The organism is Amycolatopsis ponsaeliensis, assembly GCF_030182635.1.
Classification (GTDB): domain Bacteria; phylum Actinomycetota; class Actinomycetes; order Mycobacteriales; family Pseudonocardiaceae; genus Amycolatopsis; species Amycolatopsis ponsaeliensis.
Genome location: NZ_JAPZLD010000032.1, coordinates 107287 through 130146, shown reverse-complemented (window position 1 = coordinate 130146; position 22860 = coordinate 107287). Strand labels below are relative to the sequence as shown.

At 69.7% G+C, this 22860-nt stretch carries 22 protein-coding genes; 8 read left to right on the top strand and 14 right to left on the bottom strand.

Features of this window, described 5'->3' with window-relative positions; all coding sequences use genetic code 11:
- The first annotated feature begins 83 nt into the window (after nt 1-83).
- Genes QQ657_RS37315 through QQ657_RS37305 form a run of 3 tightly spaced genes read left to right on the top strand, consistent with a single transcriptional unit; the run spans nt 84 to nt 2223 of the window.
- Nucleotides 84-1184 carry an LLM class flavin-dependent oxidoreductase gene (locus tag QQ657_RS37315; protein ID WP_284747039.1) on the top strand — a complete coding sequence of 367 codons (1101 nt, stop codon included), beginning with the start codon at nt 84-86 and terminating at the stop codon, nt 1182-1184.
- Nucleotides 1181-1768 carry a CE1759 family FMN reductase gene (locus QQ657_RS37310; RefSeq protein WP_284747038.1) on the top strand — a complete coding sequence of 196 codons (588 nt, stop codon included), beginning with the start codon at nt 1181-1183 and terminating at the stop codon, nt 1766-1768. The genes QQ657_RS37315 and QQ657_RS37310 overlap by 4 nt, the downstream gene beginning before the upstream one ends.
- A gap of 20 nt (nt 1769-1788) precedes the next feature.
- Nucleotides 1789-2223, top strand: a complete 435-nt coding sequence (locus tag QQ657_RS37305; protein ID WP_284747037.1) for a VOC family protein — start codon at nt 1789-1791, stop codon at nt 2221-2223.
- Between the two features lie 206 nt (nt 2224-2429).
- Here QQ657_RS37305 and QQ657_RS37300 read toward each other — a convergent pair whose 3' ends face one another.
- The 3 genes from QQ657_RS37300 to QQ657_RS37290 all read right to left on the bottom strand — a co-directional run bounded on the left by QQ657_RS37300 (nt 2430) and on the right by QQ657_RS37290 (nt 4883).
- The gene (locus QQ657_RS37300; RefSeq protein ID WP_284747036.1) at nt 2430-3659 is read right to left on the bottom strand and encodes an HNH endonuclease signature motif containing protein; all 1230 of its coding nucleotides are present in this window, start codon (nt 3657-3659) and stop codon (nt 2430-2432) included.
- 161 nt (nt 3660-3820) lie between these two features.
- Nucleotides 3821-4396 (bottom strand): dihydrofolate reductase family protein, encoded by a 576-nt coding sequence (locus tag QQ657_RS37295; protein ID WP_434056816.1) that lies wholly within the window; start codon nt 4394-4396, stop codon nt 3821-3823.
- A gap of 28 nt (nt 4397-4424) precedes the next feature.
- Nucleotides 4425-4883 carry an SRPBCC family protein gene (locus QQ657_RS37290; protein WP_284747034.1) on the bottom strand — a complete coding sequence of 153 codons (459 nt, stop codon included), beginning with the start codon at nt 4881-4883 and terminating at the stop codon, nt 4425-4427.
- 149 nt (nt 4884-5032) lie between these two features.
- On the opposite strand from QQ657_RS37290, the gene QQ657_RS37285 reads away from it, so the two are divergent.
- Nucleotides 5033-6337: an IS110 family RNA-guided transposase gene (locus QQ657_RS37285; RefSeq protein WP_434056815.1), complete on the top strand. Its 1305-nt coding sequence runs from the start codon at nt 5033-5035 to the stop codon at nt 6335-6337.
- Between the two features lie 5 nt (nt 6338-6342).
- Here QQ657_RS37285 and QQ657_RS37280 read toward each other — a convergent pair whose 3' ends face one another.
- Nucleotides 6343-6678, bottom strand: a complete 336-nt coding sequence (locus tag QQ657_RS37280) for an ArsR/SmtB family transcription factor (protein WP_284747032.1) — start codon at nt 6676-6678, stop codon at nt 6343-6345.
- A gap of 133 nt (nt 6679-6811) precedes the next feature.
- On the opposite strand from QQ657_RS37280, the gene QQ657_RS37275 reads away from it, so the two are divergent.
- From QQ657_RS37275 to QQ657_RS37265, 3 genes are read left to right on the top strand one after another with little or no spacing between them, the layout of a single operon-like run.
- Complete coding sequence (locus QQ657_RS37275; RefSeq protein WP_284747031.1) at nt 6812-8236, top strand: serine hydrolase domain-containing protein; 1425 nt, start codon at nt 6812-6814, stop codon at nt 8234-8236.
- Nucleotides 8203-8619: a PGPGW domain-containing protein gene (locus QQ657_RS37270; protein WP_284747030.1), complete on the top strand. Its 417-nt coding sequence runs from the start codon at nt 8203-8205 to the stop codon at nt 8617-8619. The genes QQ657_RS37275 and QQ657_RS37270 overlap by 34 nt, the downstream gene beginning before the upstream one ends.
- A gap of 19 nt (nt 8620-8638) precedes the next feature.
- On the top strand, nt 8639-9301 hold the full coding sequence (locus QQ657_RS37265) for a TetR/AcrR family transcriptional regulator (protein ID WP_284747029.1): 663 nt from the start codon (nt 8639-8641) through the stop codon (nt 9299-9301).
- Here QQ657_RS37265 and QQ657_RS37260 read toward each other — a convergent pair.
- The 8 genes from QQ657_RS37260 to QQ657_RS37225 all read right to left on the bottom strand — a co-directional run bounded on the left by QQ657_RS37260 (nt 9261) and on the right by QQ657_RS37225 (nt 19889).
- The gene (locus QQ657_RS37260) at nt 9261-9926 is read right to left on the bottom strand and encodes a Rossmann-fold NAD(P)-binding domain-containing protein (protein WP_284747028.1); all 666 of its coding nucleotides are present in this window, start codon (nt 9924-9926) and stop codon (nt 9261-9263) included. The two genes, QQ657_RS37265 and QQ657_RS37260, sit on opposite strands and share 41 nt — an antisense overlap.
- Entirely contained in the window at nt 9926-10321 is a 396-nt protein-coding gene (locus tag QQ657_RS37255) for a carboxymuconolactone decarboxylase family protein (RefSeq protein ID WP_284747027.1), read from the bottom strand. Before QQ657_RS37255 ends, QQ657_RS37260 begins: the two co-directional genes overlap by 1 nt.
- A 75-nt stretch (nt 10322-10396) precedes the next feature.
- Nucleotides 10397-12730, bottom strand: coding sequence for a DNRLRE domain-containing protein (locus QQ657_RS37250; protein ID WP_284747026.1), 2334 nt, complete (start codon nt 12728-12730; stop codon nt 10397-10399).
- 75 nt (nt 12731-12805) lie between these two features.
- Complete coding sequence (locus QQ657_RS37245) at nt 12806-15301, bottom strand: LamG-like jellyroll fold domain-containing protein (RefSeq protein ID WP_284747025.1); 2496 nt, start codon at nt 15299-15301, stop codon at nt 12806-12808.
- Nucleotides 15302-15330: 29 nt separating this feature from the next.
- A complete protein-coding gene (locus QQ657_RS37240) occupies nt 15331-16305 on the bottom strand; it encodes an ABC transporter permease (protein WP_284747024.1) in 975 nt (324 codons plus the stop codon).
- Nucleotides 16302-17264 (bottom strand): ABC transporter permease, encoded by a 963-nt coding sequence (locus QQ657_RS37235; RefSeq protein WP_284747023.1) that lies wholly within the window; start codon nt 17262-17264, stop codon nt 16302-16304. Before QQ657_RS37235 ends, QQ657_RS37240 begins: the two co-directional genes overlap by 4 nt.
- Complete coding sequence (locus QQ657_RS37230; RefSeq protein ID WP_284747022.1) at nt 17257-18813, bottom strand: sugar ABC transporter ATP-binding protein; 1557 nt, start codon at nt 18811-18813, stop codon at nt 17257-17259. Before QQ657_RS37230 ends, QQ657_RS37235 begins: the two co-directional genes overlap by 8 nt.
- Complete coding sequence (locus QQ657_RS37225; protein ID WP_284747021.1) at nt 18813-19889, bottom strand: ABC transporter substrate-binding protein; 1077 nt, start codon at nt 19887-19889, stop codon at nt 18813-18815. Before QQ657_RS37225 ends, QQ657_RS37230 begins: the two co-directional genes overlap by 1 nt.
- A 154-nt stretch (nt 19890-20043) precedes the next feature.
- On the opposite strand from QQ657_RS37225, the gene QQ657_RS37220 reads away from it, so the two are divergent.
- Nucleotides 20044-21045: a LacI family DNA-binding transcriptional regulator gene (locus QQ657_RS37220; RefSeq protein WP_284747020.1), complete on the top strand. Its 1002-nt coding sequence runs from the start codon at nt 20044-20046 to the stop codon at nt 21043-21045.
- Nucleotides 21046-21048: 3 nt separating this feature from the next.
- On the opposite strand, the gene QQ657_RS37215 is transcribed toward QQ657_RS37220, so the two are convergent.
- Nucleotides 21049-21414, bottom strand: a complete 366-nt coding sequence (locus QQ657_RS37215; protein ID WP_284747019.1) for a hypothetical protein — start codon at nt 21412-21414, stop codon at nt 21049-21051.
- Nucleotides 21415-21633: 219 nt separating this feature from the next.
- Nucleotides 21634-22788: an AAA family ATPase gene (locus QQ657_RS37210; RefSeq protein WP_284747018.1), complete on the bottom strand. Its 1155-nt coding sequence runs from the start codon at nt 22786-22788 to the stop codon at nt 21634-21636.
- Between the last annotated feature and the right edge of the window lie 72 nt (nt 22789-22860).

Genomic DNA, 22860 nt, shown 5'->3' with positions numbered 1-22860 from the left:
CTACGGCTTTGACGGCCGGAATATCTCTTGCTTGGAAGTAGTTGAACGCGCATGTAAGATGGGGGTCGCGAAGGGAGCAGGTCATGCAGTTCGGAATCTTCACGGTGGGCGACGTCACGACCAATCCCACGAACGGAACCACGCCGACGGAGCACGAGCGGATCAAGGCGATGGTCCGCATCGCGCTCAAGGCGGAGGAGGTCGGTCTCGACGTCTTCGCGACCGGCGAGCACCACAACCCGCCGTTCGTGCCGTCGTCGCCCACGACGATGCTCGGGCACATCGCGGCTCAGACGTCCAAGATCATCCTGTCGACGTCGACGACGCTGATCACCACGAACGACCCGGTGAAGATCGCCGAGGACTTCGCGATGCTGCAGCACCTGGCCGACGGCCGCGTCGACCTCATGATGGGCCGCGGCAACACCGGCCCGGTGTACCCGTGGTTCGGCGAGGACATCCGCCAGGGCATCCCGCTGGCGATCGAGAAGTACGCGCTGCTGCGCCGGCTGTGGCGCGAGGACGTCGTCGACTGGTCCGGCAAGTTCCGCACGCCGCTGCAGGGCTTCACGTCCACGCCGCGGCCGCTCGACGACGTCCCGCCGTTCGTGTGGCACGGGTCGATCCGCAGCCCGGAGATCGCCGAGCAGGCGGCGTTCTACGGCGACGGCTTCTTCGCCAACCACATCTTCTGGCCGACGTCGCACTTCCAACAGCTGATCGCGTTTTATCGCCAGCGCTTCGAGCACTACGGCCACGGGACGGCGGACCAGGCGATCGTCGGCCTCGGCGGGCAGGCGTTCATCCGGCCCAAGTCCCAGGACGCGTGGAACGAGTTCCGCCCGTACTTCGACAACGCGCCGGTGTACGGCCACGGCCCGTCGCTGGAGGAGTTCACCGACCAGACGCCGTTGACCGTGGGCAGCCCGCAGGAGGTCATCGACAAGACGCTGACGTTCCGCGAGCACTTCGGTGACTACCAGCGTCAGCTGTTCCTGATGGACCACGCGGGCCTGCCGCTGAAGACGGTGCTGGAGCAGCTGGATCTGCTGGGCTCGGAGGTCGTGCCGGTGCTGCGCAAGGAGCTGGACTCGATGCGGCCGGCTCATGTTCCGGACGCTCCTACCCACGCTTCGCTGGTGGCTGCTGCTTCGGCTTCGGTTTCGGAAGAGGTGCCGGCATGAAGCTCGCGGTGGTGACGGCGGGGCTGTCGGTCCCGTCGTCCAGCCGGCTGCTGGCGGACCGGCTGGCGGCGGCCACGGTCGCCGCCTCGTCGTCGCCGGTGTCGGTTTCGGTGGTGGAGCTGCGGGACATCGCGCTGGACGTGACGAAGAACCTGCTGACGGGGTTTCCGAGCCCGGCACTGCGGTCGGCGATCGCTTCGGTGGTCGACGCCGACGCGCTGGTGGTGGTGACGCCGGTGTTCACGGCCGGGTACAGCGGGCTGTTCAAGTCGTTCTTCGACGTGCTGGACGCGGACTCGTTGGCGGGCAAGCCGGTCCTGCTGGGCGCGACGGGCGGAACCGAGCGGCATTCCCTGGTCCTGGACTACCAGCTGCGGCCGTTGTTCGGGTACTTGAAGGCGGACCCGGTGGCTACCGGGGTGTACGCGGCTTCGTCGGACTGGGGGAGCGGGGAGGGGGCGTTGCAGCGACGGATCGAGAAGGCAGGAGCGGAGCTGGCGTCGCTCGCCGCCGGACGTCCTGCTTTGGCTCAGGAGCCGGCGTTCGTCCCGTTCGAGCAGCTGCTGGCGGGCGCGGGCGAGTGAGGGTGGCTTAGGCTGGGCCGATGGGGTCGATCAGGCAGGTTCAAATCACGTTCGACTGCGCGGAACCCGAGCGCGTGGCCCGGTTCTGGTGCGAGGTGCTGGGGTACGTGGTGCCGCCACCCCCGGAGGGGTTCGCGAGCTGGGCGGATTTCGACAGTTCGCTGCCGGCGGATCGCCAGGGCTCGGCGTTCGCGTGCGGTGATCCTTCGGGGGTGGGGCCGCGGTTGTTCTTCCAGCGGGTGCCCGAGGGGAAGGTCGTGAAGAACCGGGTGCACCTCGATGTGCGGGTCGGTACCGGGTTGGTGGGGGAGGAGCGGTTGGCCGCTCTTCAGGCGGAGTGTGCGCGGTTGGTTGCGCTGGGGGCAGTGCAGGAGCGGGTGCTGGTGGCTGATGGGTTCAATGAGTCTTGCATCGTGATGCAGGACGTGGAGGGTAACGAGTTCTGCCTCGACTGAGGTTCTGACCTGTTGGGTCGGATGCGCGAGGTGGCCGGAAGCTGAACCGGCGCAACTTCGGGTGTGTACTCGGAATAGCTGCTCAGCGCTGCGAGCTCGGGGTGGGTGGCTGGGCGCTTTGGGATTGCGGATGAGCTCGGGCCTTGAGTGGCGTGGGTGTAGGCCCGCAGCCGGTTGGCTGCGGGCCTTTCCCCGTGTTCGGTTATTCACGCCGCGAACGGCAACGGTTCGTGGAGGTTGTTACGCCTGGGTTTTCGGCGCTTGTCCAAAAACACCGGCGGCAAGAACTCGGGCAACCCGTCGGCCGCGATGCGGACTTGCCAACCCGAGCGATGCAACAACCGATGGTGATGACCGCACATCAGCACCAGGTTGCCCAGCTCGGTCGGCCCGCCGGCAGCCCATTCCTGGATGTGGTGACCCTGGCAATGCCGGGGTGGGCGATGACACCCGGGAAAGGCGCAGCCGCGGTCGCGCAGGTAGAGCGCGCGGCGCAGTGGGGTGGAGATCAAGCGGCGCTGGCGGCCGAGGTCGAGGGGTTCGCTCTTGCCGCCCAGGATCGCGGGGATGAGCATGCAGTCGCAGGCGTGGATTCGGGCTTCGGCGGCCGAGATCGTGCCCAGGTCACCGAGGGTGGCCCGGCCGACGCCGGACTTCAGGTCCGCCAGGGAGACCGTGACCATGACGTGGGCTCGTTCGCCGGCCTGCAGCGGCAGCTCCGGGGAGTTGAGGGCCAGGTCGATCGCGTCGGAGAACGCATCGCCGTAGCGTTCCAACGGCGAACGCAAGTCTGGGCCTTCGTCGGTCGTGCGGCGTTGGGCCAGGGAGTCCAGCAGGGCGCTGGCTCGGGCGCCGGTCTCGTCGTCGAATCGGCCGTTCAGTTCCCAGAACCCGGTTCTTTTGCGGCGCAACGACAATTCGCGGCTGGGCGTGGCCGGTTCGGTCTCGTCGGGCTCGGCTCCGTCGGGGTCCAGGTGGGCCACGATCCGGGCGCCCAAGGCAGCGACCTGTTTGTGGCCGGCCTCGGAGGCGAACGTGAGCAGGTGCTGCTCGGCCTCGTCGCGGTGCTCGGGTGGGATCTGGGTTATCACGCCGACGATCGTGTCGATCATCGGGGTGCTCAACCGGCCATCCGAGGCAGCAAGACCGGTGGCGGGAGCGACCGCGGGGATGGGGGTGCCGTCGAGAGTGTGGCTGGAGGTGAGGGCGCGGGCTCGTTTGACGACGGTCTCGGCGGCAGCCTTGGGGATGTCGGCGAGGTGCTCGAAGAGCCGTGCCACGGAACGGTATCCGAACAACTCCATGACACCGCGGGACTCGATTTCCGCCAGCAGAGAACCGATCTCGGCCTCAGCAGACCGCACAACAGTGAGCAGGGCGGAGATGCGGTCGGCCAGGGCCACCGCATCCGCTTTCCACACCGCTTCGCTGTCCACACAACAAGATTACCAACATTCGAACACATGTCATCACTCGAAAGGATGATCCAGGCCAAGTGCGGCAGGGACACCGTTGCGCGGGGAATCGGCGCTCTCGCACCGAGCAAGAGGCAACAACACGAAGCGCCGATTTCCCACGCCCCGGCGAAGCCGCATCTTTAAGACTGTGGGTACCGAACCCGATAACGCAAGTGTGTAACCCCAGAACCGACAACAACCTCAACCTGCTCAAGCGAAGCAGCACTGTCGACGTCAGAGAAGTACCGAACCCCGGACCCGAGCAGAACAGGAACGAGATCGATCCGAACCTCATCCAGAAGCCCCAGCTCGAGGCATTGCTGAGCAACGTTCGGCCCGGAGACCCCCACAGACCCATCCCCGGCAGCCAAGGCCAACGAAACAGCCTCGGAGACCGAAGAGACGAAAGTGAACGGCGCAAGATGAGAAGCGGGCCAATCCGAAGGCGGAGGCCGGTGCGTGACAACGAAAGCCGCACCCCCGCCAGGAGGATTCCCGCCCCAGCCGTGGGTGTAGTCGAACACCCGCCGCCCGCAGACGAACGCGCCATGACGGACCGAGTCCATGAACGACCGCAAGTAGTCCGCACTCAAAGGGGAAACCCGGAAAGTCATCGGGTAGCCGACCATCGGCACCTCGACGTCGCCCGCGGTGTACCAGTCGAACAGCGGCCCGACCGAATCGTCGGGCCGGGCCACGAACCCGTCCAGTGACATGCAGAAACTCGCTACCACCCCGGCCATCTCAGTCCGCCAGCACCTTGTCGAGCCGTTCGTACGACTCCGTGATCCCGCGGCTCATCCCGCTCTCCAGCGCCGCGTCGCGCGCCTCCACCGAGGGGAACACCGAGTGCGTCACCAGGCGTGTGCGGCCGCCGACGTCGGTCAACACCATCGAGTCCAGCGTGACGTCGCCGGGCGCGCCCAGGTACTCGAAAGTCTGGACGATCCGGTCGGCGCTCACCGTGTGGTACACGCCGCGGAAGCGGTACTCGCCGCGCTCGTCGCGGTGGATGTAGTCGTACGCACCTCCTGACCTCGCGTCGAGCTCGACGATCTCCATCTCCATCCCGTGCGGGCCCAGCCACTGCACGATCAGGTCCGGGTCGGTGTGCGCGCGGAGGACCGCCGACGGCGTGGCCGCGAACTCGCGCGTGATCTCGATGAACGGCGTTCCCGGCTGGGCGGTGATCGTGGTGCTCATTAGGCCACCATCCCTGTTGCAGCCCGAACGGATAGGGTTGTGACCACTCGGTCCCGGTGGGTGCATGGCCTTTGGTGCGCGCCGCTTAACGGCCAGCATGAGTACTGCCAGCCCCGCCGGGCCGAGGCCGCTTTACCGGCCTTAGGAACATGCCCCGACCTGGTCGAGGGCCGATTAATGAGCTTCCGGACAGCGTCCTCACCACCGAGCGGGTCCTTCACCGTGAGAGAAGGAGCACCGCGCGCGTGTTCGCGGGATGGGACTGGGCCAGCGGGCCGCACGATGTGACCGTGATCGACCAGGCCGGAGCGAGGACCGACCGATGGGCGCTGGCCCACGCCGAGACCGGGATTGCCGGCACCCTGGCCCGGCTGCGCCGCCACGGCGCCCCAGGCGGGCTGCCCGTGGCTATCGAGACCACCCGGGGACTGGTCGTGGACCGGCTGCTGGCCGCCGGGCACCCCGTGATTCCCATACACCCCAACGCCTTCAACGCCGTCCGCCCCCGCTGGGGCGCGGCCCGGGCCAAGAGTGACCCCGGTGACTCGTTCAAGCTCGCGGACTACCTGCGCACCGACGGCCACCAGTTGCGGACGTTGGCGCCCACGCTGCCCGAGACGCTGGAACTGCAAGCGCTGACCCGGCAACGCGCCGACCACGTCGAAGCGCGCGTCGCGGCGGTCAACCAGCTTGCCGCACTGCTGGATGAGCACTGGCCCGGCGGGAAAGCCGTGTTCGCCAGCCTGGACAGTGACATCGCCCTGACCTTCCTGGACCGCTACCCCACGCCCGCGGACGCGGCCCGCTTGACCGCCGGTCGGCTGGAAGCGTTCTGCAAACGCCACGGCTACTCCGGCAAACGACCCGGCAGCGTGCTGATCGAGCGGCTGCGCGCCGCCCCTGCGGCGGCCTCCCGGCTGGGCCGGCACGTGATCACCCGGTTGGTCGGTGTCCAAGTGCGGCTGGTGCGGTCCCTGTGCGTCACTATCCGCGAACTGGATACCGCCATCGCTGAGGCGATCAAGACCCATCCCTGGGCCGAACTGATCGCCGGACTGCCCCGGATCGGCACCGTCAACCTCGGCCAGGTCGTCGGTGAGATCGGCCCGATGCTCGAACGCGCCATCGGGTGCGCGCAACTGGCCGCTGAGACCGGCGCCGCCCCGGTCACCAAGGAATCCGGCAAACACCGCCAGGTCAACTTCCGGCACGCGGTCAACCGCCGCGCCCGGCAAGCCCTGATGACTTTCGCCGACAACAGCCGGCACGAGAGCGACTGGGCCGCCGCGATCTACAACAACGCGCGTTCCCGGGGCAAACGCCATCCCCACGCGGTGCGCATCCTGGCCCGCGCCTGGCTGCGCGTCATCTGGGCCTGCTGGCGCGACAAAACCTGCTACCACCCTGACGTCCACACCACCACCAAGATCAACAAGGCGGAGGGGTTGACTTAGGAAACTCATGGCGTTTCCTTCAGCGTTTCGAGGACGGCGTCGAGCCGCCGGTAGCTGTGTTCGGTCGCCAGCCGGTACGTGTCGATCCAGCTGGTGAGGGCCTCGAGGGCGGACGGCACGAGGTGACACGGCCGGCGCTGCCCGTCGCGGCTGCGCGTGATCAGGCCCGCCTGCTCCAGCACCTGGATGTGCCGGGACACCGCCTGCTTCGTGATCGCGAAGGGCTCGGCCAGCTCGTTGACCGTCGCTTCGCCGCGGGACAGCCGCGCGACCAGCGCCCGGCGGACCGGGTCGCCGAGGGCGGTGAACGCCCGGTCCAGCGCCTCCTCGTCAACCGTCATCTTTATCAACCAATCTGTTTATCAACTGATGAGTTGAATATAAGCGGGCTGTCAAGTACCTGCCGAAAGTCGGGGGTGACCGACGTCGTCCGGCAGCCGCCGTCGACCCCGCCCGGTACCTACGTTGACCCGCATGACCAGGCTTCTCCTCGTGCTCGCCGCGCTCCTGCTCGGCACCGCGACCCCGGCGGCGGCCGCGACGAACGACATCGACGGGTACGTCCGCGCCTACCTCGACCACACCGGCCTGCCCGGCGCCGCGGTCGCCGTCACCCGCGGCGGTGACGTCGTGCGCGTCGCGGGTTACGGCCACGACGCCTCGGACACGCCCATCACCGCGTCGACCCGGCTGCCGATCGCGTCGCTGAGCAAGTCCATGACGGCCTTCGCGGTGCTCCAGCTCGTCGAGGCGGGCCGGATCACGCTCGACGAGCCCGTGACGCGCTACCTGCCCGGCTTCCGGCTCGCCGACCCGCGCGGCGCGCGGATCACCGTCCGGATGCTGCTGGACCAGACGTCCGGGATGGCCGACTCCGCGTTCCCGGACCTCGAGTTGCCGCAGCCGCACACCCTCGCCGAAGCGGTCGAGCGCCTGCGTGACGCGGGCTTGGCGAGCGACCCGGGGGCGGAGTTCCACTACCACAACCCGAACTACGAAGTGGCCGCCCGGATCGTCGAGGTCGTGGCCGGGCAGCCGTTCGCGGAGTACCTGCGGACGCGGCTGTTCGCCCCGCTCGGGATGGCGTCGAGCACCACGGTGGACGAGCCGCCGGCCGGGACCACCGGGTACGTCCGGGCCTTCGGCATCGAGGTCCCGGTGTCCGAACCGGACTGGTTCACCGGCGGCAGCCACGGGGTCCTGAGCACCGCGACCGACCTCGCGCGGTGGCTCACGGCCCAGCAGGACGGCGGCGGCGTGCTGTCCCCGGCGTCGACCGCGCTGGCGCACACCCCGGCGCCCGGCCGCGACTACGCGCTGGGCTGGACCGTCCGGGCGGGGCAGGTGGGGCACACCGGCGAGTGGTTCAGCCACACCGCGGCGCAGATCCTGCTCCCGGACGGCTACGGCGTCGCGGTCGTGACGCCCATGGGGATGGCGCTGGACAACGAGGCCGAACTGCTGGCGCAAGGCATCGCGACGCTGGTCCAGGGCGGTTCGCCGGAGCCCGCGCTGCCGGCCGGGGTGGTCGCGGACCGGGTACTCGCCGCGCTGGCCCTCATAGCGGTGGCCCTGGCGATCGTGGGCGTCCGGCGGGCCCGGCGGAAGCCCCGGTGGTGGCGGGTCGCGCCGCCGTTGCTGCCGCTGCTCCCGCTCGTGTTCCTGCCGCAGCTGCTCGGGGTGGTATTCGCCGGAAGACGGGGTACCTATGCCCAGGTGCTCTACGTCTGGCCGGGGCTCGTGGTCGCCCTCGGCGTGGTCGCGCTGGCCGGGCTGAGCGTGGCCGCGGCCAGGGCGCGGGCGGTCGTGGGTGGCACGCGAGGCCGCAACCAGGAAGAATCGGGCGAAACGAGGGGAGACGCCCAGTGGGCATCGGCAAACAGGCGAAGCGGATCTTGATCACGGTGGCGGGTGTCGTCCTGCTGGTGGTCGGGGTGCTGCTGCTCGTCCTGCCCGGCCCCGGGCTGCTGCTCGTGCTCGCCGGGCTCCTGCTGCTCGCGTCGGAGTTCCCGGCGCTCGAGCGGTACGTCGACCCGGTGCGTGACCGGGCGATGAAGGCGGCCGAAGACAGCGTGTCGTCGCCGCTGCGGATCGCCGGTTCGGTGCTGGCCGGGCTGGCGCTGCTGGCCGCGGGGATCGTCTGGGGCACGGTGAAGTCGCTGCCGTTCGGCGGCTGGAGCACCGGGTCGAGCCTGATCCTGTCGTCGGTGATCCTCTTCGCGCTGCTGATCTGGAGCTATCGACGGGTCAAGACGCGCCGGGAGGCCGCGCACAGCGGCTGAGAAGGATACTGTCGGCGCCATGAGCGCCGGATTCCAGCGTGCCCGGCGGCCCGAGCAGATCGAGGCGCGCCGCACCGCGATCCTCGCCGCCGCGCGCGAGCTCCTGGCCGAGCGCCCGGTCGCCGACATCAGCCTGCGGGAGCTCGCCTGCCACGTCGGGCTCGCGAAGTCCAATGTGCTCCGCTACTTCGACAGCCGCGAGGCGGTCTTCCTCGAAGTCCTCGACACGGCGTGGACCGCGTGGCTCGACGACCTCGAAGGAAAGCTCGGCGACCCGGCACCGGCGGATCCCGGCTTCGCACGCGAAGAGCGTGTCGCGGGGACGATCGCCGCGACGCTCGCCGAGCGGCGGTTGCTGTGCGAGCTGATCAGCTCGATGGCGCCGGTGCTGGAGCGCAACATCTCGCTGGAGTTCGCGCGCAGCTTCAAGGGGCGCGCGGCGGCCAGCACCGAACGGCTCGGCGCGCTGGTCCGGACGCGGGTGCCGGAGCTGTCGGCCGACGGCGCCCGTCAGTTCGCGCTCGGGGTCGTGGTCCTGGTGTCGGGCGCGTGGCCGTTCGCGAACCCGACCGACGTCGTGGCGAAGGCGGCGGCCGAGGTGGGCGCCGCTCCGGAGTTCGCGGCCGCGCTGGCCGAAGGGCTCACGAACCTGCTGGCCGGGCTCGTCGCGCGGCGGCGGTGACGATGTCCGCGTTCTCGAGCACGGGCTTCTCGTAGCCGTTCTCGGCGACTTCGAGCATCGCCCGGCCGAGCTCCTCGTTGGTCGTCACGAAGCCGGGGAACAGCCGCCGCAGCACCGGGTACAGCGGCATCGCGACGCGGTAGAGCGTCCGGTACAGCGTGGTCTTCGACGTGACCCCGTGCAGTGGCTGGATGTAGCCGGGGCGGACGGAGAACGTCCGCAGCGGCAGCTTCGCCAGCGCGTTCTCGGTGGCGCCCTTGACGCGTGCCCAGCGCACCCGGCCGCGTTCGGTGCTGTCGGTGCCGGCCCCCGAGACGTACACGAAAGTGGTGTCCGGCGGCAGTTTCCCGGCCACCGAAAGCGTCAGCTGATAGGTGATCCGCTCGTACTCCTCCGGCGCCATCCCGACCGAGGACACGCCGAGGCAGAAGAAGCACGCGTCGTACCCGGTGATCGGCTCGAGGGCGAACAGGTCCTTCTCGACGCGTTCGGTCAGCTTCGGGTGCTCTTCGCCGAGGGCGGACCGGCCGACCGCGAGGACGGCTTCGACCCGCTCGTCGCGCAGGCACTCGCGCAGCAGGCCCTGCCCGACCATGCCGCTCGCGCCGAACACCACGGCCTTCATCAGTCGGCCACCGGCAGCAACCCGCGTTCCCCGAAGACCTTCTTCGCCACGGCGGTCGCGTTCAGCGCCCGCGGGAAGCCGCAGTAGGCGGCCGACTGGAGCAGCGCCTCGACGATCTCCTCCGGCGTGAGCCCGGCGTTGAGCGACGCGTTGACGTGCACCTCCAGCTGCGGCTCGCACCCGCCGAGCGCGGTGAGCATGCCGAGCGTGACGAGCTGCCGGTCCCGCGGCACGAGCTGCGGGCGCGAGTAGATCTCGCCGAACCCCCAGGCGACCATGCTGTCGGCCAGCTTCGGCGAGATGTCGGCGAGGCCGTCGAGCACGCGCTGGGTGGTCTCCTCGCCGTTGAGGTCGATCAGTGCCCGGTGGCCGCGTTCGAAGCGATCTTCTGTCATGTCAACGACGGTAGCGGCTGGAGCGCGCTCCAGGACAACCGTGACGGCCACCCGGCGGGGTGGCCGTCACGGGCGTCAAACCGCGTGCGCCGTCCGGTCGGCCGAGCCGGCGACGACGTCGAAGCCGGTGCTCAGCGGGTCGGACGCCAGCCCGAGCGCGTTGACGCTGCGTACGTACAGGGACATCCCGTCGGTCTGGCCGGCCGGCACGGTGAACGTCATCGTGCCGCTCCCGTTCGCCGCCGGCACGGTGGCTTCCGACTGGCCGCCCAGCACGTAGCGGAAGGACACCGCGTTCGGCTGGGTGGTCGTGAGCGTGCAGTGCACCTCCTGGCCCGGCCGCACCGCGCCGCTGGTGTCACAGGACAGCTGCGGCGTGATCTGGTTGGCGTAGAAGTCGTACCGCCGGGTTTCCGACTGCGTTCCGTCGGCGAACGTGCCGGTCACCAGCAGCGTCTGCGAGTAGGCGTGCAGCGGGGTCAGGGTGACCGTGGCGGCGCCGTCGGCTCCCGCCGGGACCGTGGCCGCGGCTTCGTCGCCGAAGACGTAGGTGTAGCTCACGGCTGCGGGAGCCGAGAACGTGAAGGTCCCGGGGATCGAGGTGCCGCCGCCGAAGCTGTTCTCCGGGTAGTCCGTGCTCGTCACCGTCGGCTGGTTCGAGACCACGTCGACGTAGGTGTCGGTGGTCCCGGACCGCAGGCCCGCGGCGGTGCTGCTGAACACGCTCAGCTGGTGGTACCCGGACTCGGCCGGGACGATCGTGGCCTTCCCGACGCCGTCCGGGCCCGCCGGCACGGTGATGACGTCGCCGAAGTCCCAGCTGTAGCCGAAGCTCGCCGACCCCGGCAGCACGGCGTGGAACGTGAATTCCGTGGGCCGGCCGACCGCCACCTCGTCCGGCACGTCCACCGTCGGCTCGCCGAGGCGAATGCCGGGGTGGTGCGTGGTGGCCGCGGTGAGGTTGCCGTTGGTGAGCTTCGTCCGGACCATCAGGGTCTGGAACTGCTCGGGTTCGGTCGGGGTGATGGTGACCGTCGCCGTGCCGTCCGCGCCCGCCGGCACCGTGGTTTCGGTGCCCTGGTTGAACTTCCAGACGTAGGCGGTCGCGCCGCCGTTGCCGTGCGGGGTGAAGGTGCACTGCCGGGGAACGCCGACGTAGTCCGACGCCGGGGTGCAGGCGACCGCGGGCTCGTTCCCCGCCACCCAGAACCGGTAGCCGCCCGACGGGGACGTGTTCCCGGCCGCGTCGACGCTCCACGCGTACATGTTCAGGGGTCCGCTGCTCGACGGCGTGTAGCTCACCGTGGCCTTGCCGCCCGGGTGGTCGGCGACGACGTACCCGCCGTCCCAGGTGAAGCCGATGACGTCGGTGTCGCCCTGGGCGTCGAAGGTGAACGAGCCCGGGATTCCCGTGCCGCCCCTGGTGATGTCGTCGGGCAGATAGTCGGCCGACGTGATCACCGGGCCCGCGGCGGGCGCGGTGAAGTCGGTGGTGAACCGGCAGGTCACGCTCCACGGGCTCGCGGCCAGGCTGTCCTTCGCGCGGACCTGCCAGGCGTAGGTGACGCCGTCGGCGAGCTGCGCGCCGGGGTCGTAGTAGGTGGAGAGAGAGCCGTAGATGTCGTCGGTCCCGGTCGCGCGCTGGTCCGGGTGGTCGACCGGCCACCAGGCGAACTCGGCCGAGAAGTTCATGTCGTCCGGGTCGCGCACGGTCGCCGACAGGCCGGTGCCGCCGCGCCGGACGAGCGGGTTGTCCGCGCACGGGTGCTCGCCGGTCTTGAGCGCGGTCGGCGTGACCGGCGGCTGGTTCTCCTGCAGGCTCACCGACAGCACCGGCCGGTAGGTGCGGCCGAACCGCGGGTTGTCCTGCTGACCGTCCGGCAGGCGCATGGCCAGGGTCAGCGACGTGCGACCGGCGTCGATCGCCTGCTGCAGCGCCGTTTCGGCGTCCCAGCCGACGAATTCGGCCGGGCATTCGGCGGGGTCGCTCCGGCCCGAGAGCCGGCTCAGCTCCCGGGGCTGGTCGGCCCACGTCGGCGCCTTCTTCGCCGGCGCGGTCACCCAGAGCTCGGTGCCGCGGGCCGCCGTGCAGTCGGCGACCGCGGTCTCTCCGGTGGTCAGGCGCGCGTCGAGCACCGTGGCGCCGGCCAGCCCGGAGAGGTCGAAGGTGAAGTAGGACTTCGAAACGTGCTTCTTGTGGTCGGCCGTGACCTTCGCGCCGACGGGCGCGTCTCCGGCCGGGTTGACGAACGCGGTCTTCGGTGCGGCCGAGTCGACATAGGACCACGACGCCGACCGCAGCGTCGAGTACTCCGTTGCCGATGCCGGAATCGCCGTGCCGGCCATGAGCAGCGCCGCCGTGGCGGTGATGATGCCCGCTTTTGATCTTCCGGAGCCCAAAAGGCTCACCCCCTGAAATGCGAGACCCGGGGACCGCGATCGCGGTCCCCGGGCCCAACACGCTTCAGGGGTGTTTCCGGTTGCCTACTTGCCGCTGCTGTACAACGCGCTCACGTCCGCGTCGGACAGCGCCCGGTCGTAGACGTGGACCTGGTCGACCGCGCCGTTGAGGTAGTCGACCGGGCCGCCGCCGTACTTGCCGCGGCCGATCACGGTGTGGCCCGTCGACGCGTCGCCGAGGCAGACGCTCTTCGTGGCCGCCAGCTGCCCGTCCACGTACAGCTTCAGCGTGCCCGCGGCCGCGTCGCGGACGCCGACGACGTGGTACCAGCGGTTCGCCTCCGGAGCCGTGGGCGCCAGGGCCCGCGTGCCCACGAAGCTCATCGCCAGCCGGTGGTCCTGGCCCGAATACTGCAGGAAGAACGCGCTGGTGTTGTCGCCGTCCTGGCTCACCACGGTCTGGAAGCCGTCACCCACGGCGTTGAACTTCACCCACGCCGCCGCGCTGTAGCTGCCTTCCGTGTTCACCAGGGCCGCGCCCGTGTCGGCGTACTGGCCCGACCCGTTCACCGCCAGCGCCGAACCGCTCTTGCCCTCGGTCCAGGACGCGCCGCCGACGAGCGTGGCGTCGTGGTCGCCGACCGAGTCCGCAGCTGTCGTGCCCGCGTTTTCGTCGAAGCCGTACGCCGCGATGCCGTCGATGCCCGGGGTACCCGCGGGTACCGACGGACCCGAAACGGGTGCACCCGTCGCGCCCTTGATCACCGCGAGGTTCGCCGCGCGGACCGCCGCGAAGTCCATCTTCTTCACCTGCCGGTCGTAGGTGAAGAAGCCGTTGACCTCCTTCTCGACGTCGGTGGTCTGCGTGTAGACGCCGGCCGAGACGCCGCACCGCTGGGCGACCAGCAGCAGGCGCTGCTGGAGTTCGCCGTAGCGCCGGGTCAGCGTCGCGCTGTCGGGTTCCATCTCGTAGGCGAAGCTGCCGGCCGGGTCGAACTGGTGGCCGTCGACCTTGAGGCCGAGGCCGCCGTACTCGCCGTCGACCGCGGCGCGGGTTCCGGTCTGCACCGGCGTTCCCGGCCCGGTGTAGGTGTGGTCGTCGTAGATGTCGCCCTTGCCGCTGTCCGGTTCGGACCGGCAGCAGTTGACGCCGGACTCGGCGTTGACGAGCCGCGAGGGATCCCACGACTTGACCTCGTCGGCGATCCGGCCGACCTCGTAGTCGCCCCAGCCCTCGTTGAACGGCACCCACGTGACGATCGACGGGAAGCTGCGGTGCTGGTCGATCATCCGGTGCATCTCGGACTCGTAGTTGACGCGCGACGCGGGCGTCGGCTCGACGTCGTCCTTCATCGCCGGCATGTCCTGCCACACCATGAGACCGAGCTTGTCGGCGTAGTAGTACCAGCGGTCCGGCTCGACCTTGATGTGCTTGCGCACCATGTTGAAGCCGAGCGCCTTCTCCTGCTGCAGGTCGAACTTCAGCGCCGCGTCGGTCGGCGCGGTGTAGATGCCGTCCGGCCAGAAACCCTGGTCGAGCGGGCCGACCTGCATGACGAACTTGCCGTTGAGCAGCATCCGCTGCTTGCCGTCGGCGGTCTTGCCGACGCTGATCGACCGGATGCCGAAGTACGAGCCGACTTCGTCCCCTGTGGACAGTCGCACGCGCAGGTCGTAGAGGAACGGGTCGTCCGGCGACCACAGGTGCGGCCGGTCCACCTTGAGCTTCAACGGCTTGTTCGCGTCACCGCTGACCCGTCCGACCGGGCGGCCGTGGTCGTAGGCGACGGCCTCGACGCGCTGCTTCACCGGTCCGCCGACCACGGCGTTCACCGTGACCGAGCCGGAAGCGACGTCGGGGGTGACGTCGAGCCGGTCGATGTGCGCGGTCGCCACCGGCTCCATCCACACGGTCTGCCAGATGCCGGAGGACGGCGTGTAGAAGATGCCGTCGCCGGGCTGGCGCTGCTTGCCGATCGGCTGCCCGCCCTGGTCGTTCGGGTCGGCGACGCCGACGACGAGCTCCTGGGTCTTGGCCGTGGTCAGTGCGTCGGTGACGTCGACCGACCACGCGTCGTAGCCGCCGGTGTGGCGGCCGACGGTCTTGCCGTTGACGATGACCGTCGCGTCGTAGTCGACGGCCTGGAAGTGCAGCTGCAGCCGCTGTCCCTTGCCGATCTGCCAGTTCTTGGGGACCTCGAACGTGCGGCGGTACCACATGTTCGTCTCGTGGCGCATGATCCCGGACAGCGCGGACTCGACCGGGTACGGCACGAGGATCCGCTCGCCGAGCGTCTTCCCGACCGGCGCGGCTTCACCCGGGGTCGCCTTCGCGAACTCCCAGACGCCGTTGAGGTTCTGCCAGTTGTCGCGGGTCAGCTGGGGCCGCGGGTAGTCGGGCAGGGCGTTCGTGGGCGAGACGTCCTTCGTCCAGGGCGTCGACAGCGGCGGGGTGAGCCGCTGCCACTGGGGTGCGTCGGCGGCGCTCGCGGCGGGGGCGGTGCCGAGGCCGGCGACCGCGACGGCGAACGCGGCGGCCGCGGTCAGCCATCTCCGGGTTTTTCGGGCAGGGCGGAACATCGTTGAGACCTCCTGGTGGGGGACGGGGCTCAGCGGGTTCGGGAACGCGCCAGCAGGCGCTGGATCACCACGACGACGAGCAGGAAGGCCCCGCTCACCACCGTCTGGTAGTTGGAGTCGAGAGTGCCGATCTGGTTGATGACGTTCTGGATCAGCGTGCGCAGCAGCACGCCGACGAGGGTGCCGATGATCGTCCCGGCGCCGCCGGTGAGCAGCGTCCCGCCGATGACGACGACCGAGATCGCGTCCAGTTCGGTGCCGACGCCGATCACCGTGACGCCGGACTGGAGGTACGCGGCGGTGAGGACGCCGGCGAACCCGGCGAGCGCCCCGCTGAGGGTGTAGAGGCTGATCTTGGTGCGGGCCACCGGAAGCCCCATCAGCAGCGCGGACTGCTCGGCGCCGCCGATGGCGAACACCGACTGGCCGAACCGGGTGCGGCGCAGCAGCAGTCCGCCGAGCGCGAACAGGATGAGCGTCAGGTACACCGGGACGCCGACGCCGAAGATCGTGCCCTGGCCGAGCCAGAGGAACGCCGATCCCGGGTCCACTTTGTACGTCGTCGCGCCCTCGGACGTCAGTGCCAGCAACAGACCGCGCGCGAACAGCAGGGAAGCGAGCGTGACGATGAACGGCGCCATCCCGGTGCGCGCGATGAGCACGCCGTTGACGAACCCGATCAGCGAACACACGGCCAGCGGCAGCAGGATCGCGACGACGAGCCCGTACTGCGCGCCGTACGCGGCGAGAACGCCGCCGAGCGCGTAGTTCGAGCCGACCGACAGGTCGATGCCGCCGGAGATGATCACGAACGTCATGCCCAGCGCGATCACTGCGAGGAACGAGCCCTGCAACACCAGGCTGCGCAGGTTGTCCGCGGTGCCGAAGTGCGGGAACGCGAACCACGACGCGGCGAGGCCGAGCACGAGCACGACAGCCGCGCCCTGACGCTGCAGGACGCCCGCGAACGCCGCGTTGCGGGCCTGGGTCTGGGTCGCGGTCATTTGCTGCTCCGCTCACGGGCGACGTAGACCGCGACGATGATGATGGCCGCCTGGACCATCTGCGCGGTGGAGTCCGGCAGGTTGTGCTTGATCAGGGTCGCCTGGACGAGCTGCATGAGCAGTGCGCCGAACACGGTGCCGAGCACGCGGACCCGGCCGCCGGTCAGCGGGGTGCCGCCGACGACGACCGCGGTGATCGCGGACAGCTCCATGAGCAGGCCGACGTCACTCGGGTCGCTGGCGGCCAGCCGCGACGTCGCCAGCACGCCGGCCACCGCGGCCAGCGCGCCGGAGATGACGTAGACGCTGATGAGCACGCGCTTCACCGGCAGCCCGGCCAGGGTGCTCGCGGCGCGGTTGCCGCCGACCGCGACCAGGTGCCGCCCGAACGTCGTGCGCTGCACGACCAGCCCGGCCAGCACCGCGAGCACGCCCGCGACGATGACCATGATCGGCACGCCCAGGAAGTCGCCGGTGCCGAGCTCCAGGAACTCCTGGTTGTGCAGCTGGACGAGCTGGCCGTGGGCGATGACCAGGGCGAGTCCCCGGCCGCCGACGAGCAGCGCCAGGGTCGCGATGATCGGCTGGATCCCCAGGTAGGCCACCAGGTATCCGCTGAAGAGACCGGAGACCACGCCCGCGATGACGGCGACGATGATCGCCATCAGCGGGCCCGCGCCCAGGTAGAGCGGGATGAGCGCGGCGGAGATCGCCATCACCGAGCCGACCGACAGGTCGATGCCCTCGGTGCCGATCACCAGCGCCATGCCGAGCGCGACGATGCAGACCGGCGCCGCCTGCACCAGCTGGGTGCGGAAGTTGGCCGCGGACAGGAAGTTCTCGGTGAACACGACGTTGAACAGCAGCAGCACGACGACGGCCAGGTAGACGCCGTAGTTCTGCAGCCACGCCGTGACTTTCGCGCGGTCGGGAGTCTTGGTCAGGGTGGCGCTAGACATCGTTGTCAGCCTCGGCTGCGATCGCGGTCAAGACGTTCTCCTCGGTGATGCGGTCGCCGGTCAGCTCGCCGACGACCGAGCCGTCGCGCAGCACGACCACGCGGTCGGAGCCGTCGATCAGCTCTTCCAGCTCGGACGAGATGAGCAGCACGCCGAGTCCTTCCTGCGCGAGCTCGTCGATCAGGGCCTGGACCTCGGCCTTGGCGCCGACGTCGATGCCGCGCGTGGGCTCGTCGAGGAGCAGGATCTTCGGGCCGGTGGCGAGCCAGCGGGCGAGCAGCACCTTCTGCTGGTTGCCGCCCGAGAGCTCGGACACCTTCTGCTCCGGGCTGGACGCCTTGATCCGCAGGCGGTCCATGAAGATCTTGACGACCTTGTCCTGCTTGGCCTTGCTGACCAGGCCGAACGGCGAGAGCGTCGGCAGCGCGGCCAGCACGATGTTCTCGCGGACCGAGAGGTTCGGGATGATCCCGTCGGTCTTGCGGTCCTCGGCCAGCAACGCGATCCCGGCCCGCATGGCCGCCGCGATCTTGCCCTTCTTGAGCGGTTTGCCCGCGAGCAGCACACTTCCGCCGTCGAGGGGGAACGCGCCGACGATGGCCCGCGCGGTCTCGCTGCGGCCGGAGCCGAGCAGGCCGGCGAGGCCGACGACCTCGCCGGGCCGGATGCTCACCGAGACGTCGTGCAGCTTCCGCATGCCTGACAGGTTCTCCGCTTTGAGCAGCGGTTCGCGCTCGACGTCGTGTTCCTCGCCGAACGCCGTGACGCCCTCTTCGCGGATCTGCTTGATCTCCCGGCCGAGCATCTTGGACACGAGCTCGATGCGCGGCAGGTCCTTCAACGGTCCACTGTGGACGACCCGGCCGTCGCGCAGCACCGTGACGCTCTCGCAGACCCGGTACAGCTCGTCCATCCGGTGGCTGACGTAGACGATCGCGATGCCTTCGGCGTGCAGCCTGTTCAGCACCTCGAAGAGCGTCTCGACCTCGCGCGGCTCGAGCGACGACGTCGGTTCGTCCATGATGACGACCTTGGCGTCGGTCGAGACCGCGCGGGCGAGGGCGACCATCTGCTGCGCGCCGACGCCCAGGGAGTGCAGCGGGCGCTTGACGTCGTCGTCGATGCCGTAGCCCTTGAGCAGCTCGCGGGCGTCGGCGTACATCCGGGACCAGTCGACGAGACCGGTCTTGGTGCGCGGCTCGCGGCCGAGGAAGACGTTGCCGGCGATGCTCATCAGCGGGACGAGGTTGACCTCCTGGTAGATCGTGGAGATCCCGGCCCGCTGCGCGTCGATCGGCCGCTTGAACGTCACCGGCTCGCCGAGGTGGCGCACCTCGCCCTCGTCGGGCTGGTAGACGCCGGTGAGCACCTTGATCAGCGTGGACTTGCCCGCGCCGTTCTCCCCGACGAGCGCGTGCACCTCGCCGGGCCGCAGCGCGAAGCTCACGTCGTCGAGCGCGAGGGTGCCGGGGAACCGCTTGGTCACCCCGGCCACCTCGAGCACCGGTGCGGTCGTCATGGCGACGTCCTCTTCGGTGGCTGCCGTCATCAGTACGCGTTCCCGACCTTCTGCGCGGCGTTGGTCTCGTCGTACTGGTCGTCGGTGATCACGATGCTGGCCGGGATGGCCTCGCCGCTCTCGAACTTCTGCAGCGTCTGGAAGGCCAGCGGGCCGAAGCGCGGGTTGGACTCGATCACGGCGTTGTAGCTGCCGTCGGCGATGAGCTGCACGGCGTTGCGGGTGCCGTCGATCGAGACGACCTTGACGTCCTTGCCCGGCGTCTTGCCGGCGGTCTTCAGCGCGTTGACGGCGCCGACGCCCATTTCGTCGTTTTCGGCGTAGACGGCGGTGATGTCCGGGTGGCTCTGGATGAGCTGCTCCATCACGGCCTGGCCCTTGGAGCGGTCGAACTCGCCGGTCTGCTCGGCGACCACGGACAGGCCGGCGGTCTTGGCCAGCTCGTCCTTGAAGCCCGACGTGCGGTCGGTGGTCACGTTGTTGCCGGACGCGCCGAGCAGGATCGCGACCTTGCCGGTGCCGCCGGTGACGCGGGCCATCTCCTGCGCCGCGCGCTTGCCCTGTTCGACGAAGTTCGAGCCGATGAAGGTCAGGTAGTCGGTGCACGGCTGCGACGTCACCTTGCGGTCGATGGTGACGACCGGGACCTTCTTGGCCTTCGCCGCGTCGAGGGCGGGCTGGAGGCCGTCGGAGTTCAGCGGCGCGACGACGAGCAGCTGGGCGCCGCGGTCGAGCATCGACTTGATGTCGCTGATCTGCTTGTTCAGGTCGCTCTGGGCGTTGGTGACGAGCAGCTTGTCGCTCGCGATGCCGAGCTTGGCGGCTTCGTCGCGAATGGACTGCGTCTCGGCGATCCGGAAGGGGTTGGCTTCCTTTTCGGACTGTGAGAAACCGACCACCGCGGTCTTGAGGTCGACCTTGGCGTAACCGGTCTTCTCGAGCGTGCAGCCGTCGGCGGACGGCGCGACGGACTGCGCGGACGCGGCCGGTCCGCCGCCGCTCGACGGGGCGGCCGGGGTCTCTTCCCGGCTGGTGCAGGAGGTGAGGGTGAGCGCGGCGGCGGCCACGGTGACCATGACCAGGCGGGGACGGGTGGACAGCGGCACGGTGACTCCTCGGGCAGCGACGGTGGGGCCCGCTCACCGGGGTGATCGGAGTCACCGCGGGAGCCTTGAGGTACTTTTTACATCGTTGGAACAACGTTGTAAACCGGCAAAATGTCGCTATGCTGCGTGCTCACCATCTGAGAAGGAGCCGCCCGTGACCGTGACGCTCAAGGACGTCGCCACGCTCGCCGGAGTGTCGGTGAAGACGGTGTCGAACGTGGTGAACGGCTACGCCTTCGTCAAGCCGGAGAACCGCCGGCGGGTCGAGGAGGCCCTGGCCGCGACCGGCTACCGGCCGAACGTCGGGGCGCGCAACCTGCGTCGTGGCCGCACCGGGTTCCTGGCGCTGATGGTGCCGGAGCTGTCGATCCCGTACTTCGGCGAGCTGGCGGGCCTGGTCATCACGGCGGCGCAGAAGCGCGGCTGGAGCGTCCTGATCGAGCAGACGCAGGGGACGCGCTCACGCGAGCGCGAGACGCTGTCGTCGCTGGGGCCGCACCTGGTGGACGGGGCATTGGTCCACCCGGAAGCGCTGGAGGCGGCGGACTTCCCGTCGCCGGGGGAGATCCCGCTGGTGATGCTGGGCGAGCACGCGGTGGACGTGCCGATCGATCACGTGGCGATCGACAACGTCCTGGCGGCGCAGACGGCGGTGTCCCATTTGGCGTCGTTGGGTCGTACGCGGATCGCGGCGATCGGGCGCAATCCGGCTCGTGGGACGTCCTCCCAGCGGTTGGCGGGGTATCGGGCGGCTTTGTCGTTGGCGGGTCTGTCCTATTCGGACGCGTTGGTGGCGCCGGCGGAGAAGTGGCACCGATCGGTGGGGGCGGCGGCGATGCGGTCGTTGCTGGCTCTTCCGTCGCCGCCGGACGCGGTGTTCTGCTTCAACGACCTGCTGGCGATCGGCGCTCTTCGGGCGGTAGCGGAGCTGGGGCTGCGAGTGCCGGAGGACGTGGCGATCGTGGGGTTCGACAACAACGAGGAGAGCGCGTTTTCGCTCCCGGCGTTGACGACGATCGCTCCGGACAAGACGGCATTGGCCGAGGCGGCGATCGACTTGGTGCACCGGAGGATCACGGGGGACAAGACGTCGCCGGCGCAGGACATCCAGACGCCGTTCGCGCTGGAGATCCGGGAGAGTACGAAGGGCCGCTGAGGTTCAGCAGGGCGCGACGGCGCCGGTTTCGCCGGCCGCGCACCAGCCGGGGTGGGTGGCGAGCCAGGCGTCCCGCTCGCGGATCACTTGCTCTTGGGTGAGTCCGCGGGCGGCGTTCAGGCAGCCGCCGGTCTGGCAGTCCTCGGCGTTGGGCCGGGTGGTCTTCGGTGCGGCCTTCGCCTTGGTGACCACGCTGGTCACCGTCGTGGGCACGGTTTCGGTCGTGGTGGCGGTGGCCGTGACGGTCACGGGCTCGGCGGTGACGGTGGTCGGCACCGGCTGCGGAGTCTGCGCTTTGGGTGAGGCCGTGCAGCCGCCGACCAGCACGGCAGCGGCCAGGATCCCGGCGGCAGTGGCGAAGTGACGCATGTGCGGAACTTTCGGGCGCGGCGGACGATCCACCCACCATCCGCCCGGGCGGGCAAGGTCACCAGGGCCGTTGGACCCGAGCCAACTCGCGTACCCAGAACGCCAACTCGCGTACCCAGAGGGTCGGTTCGCGTGCCCAGAGGGTCGGTTGGTGAGCCGACTCTCCAGGTACGCCAGCCGACTGTTCCGGTACGTGAGCCGACCCTCTGGGTACGCCGGTCAGCGCTTGGGCCAGTGCCAGGAAGGCCTGTCCAGGCGACCTTGGCCTACCAGCTTTGTCTCCCCGCCTTCCTTTTCCAGTTCTAGAGTCCCGACGTCGGCGACTTCGGTGAGAGCCCGGATCAACGGTGAAGCGTGGGAAACCACCACCAGCTGGGTCTCCTTAGCCGCCGTCGCGATCAGCACGGCCAGCGCCGGGAGCAAGTCCGGGTGCAGCGAAGTCTCCGGCTCGTTCAGCACCAGCAGCTCCGGGGGTCGCGGGGTCAGCAACGCCGCCACCCACAGCAGGAACCGCAGCGTCCCGTCCGACAGCTCCGCCGCCGACAACGGCCGCAGCAACCCGTGCTGGTGGAAGCGGACCGACAGCAGGCCGTCCTGGGAGACCACCGAAAGCCGGGAGCCCGGGAAAGCCGCGTCCACTAGGGAAGCCAGCTCCGCGGCCCGGCCGATCTCGATGATCGTCTGCAGCGCCGCCGCCAGGTCCGCGCCGTCGTGGGACAGCACGAACGTGCGGGTTCCCACCAGTGACCGGCGGGCCGGTGCCGCCGCGTCCGTGCGGAAGTGGTCGTAGAACCGCCACGACCGGATCCGCTCGCGCACCACCAGCAGCTCCGGGCACGCCCGTGGGTCCGCGAACTCGCTCAGCATGCTGTCGGACAGCCGGATCTTATGGACGTCCGAGCCCCACCCTCCGGACGCGACCCGCGTGCGCACCGACGGCCCCGCGCGGTCGGCCAGCAGGGAAGCCGGCCGCAGCACCGCCCCTGACCACACCGCCTCGCGCTTGAACTCCGGGTCCAGGTTGAACATCGTCTCCCGGTCCGGCACCGGCAGCCCCAGGTCGAGCGCGTAGCCGAACTCGTCGCCCGCGAACCCCAGCCGGAGGCCGACCGGCTTCGTCCGCACCGTGCCCTGGGCGCGCGCACCCGGGCGCACGCCGTTTTCCGGCCCCGCCCACAGCGTCGACGGCAGCCCGCCTTCGCGTGCCAGCGCCGCCACCGCGCCGTTGCGGGACGCGTCCGCCAGCAGCCGCAACGCGCGGTACAGGCTCGACTTGCCGCTGCCGTTCGGCCCGGTGACGACGGTCAGCCCGGACAGCGGCAGCACCAGGTCGCGCAGCGAGCGGTAGTTCTCGACGGCCAGCGTGGTCAACATCCCTCGAACCTAACCGCCACCCCCGACAGTTCTGATTCGTCCGATCTCTGTCCGGCGCACCCGTTGACATCG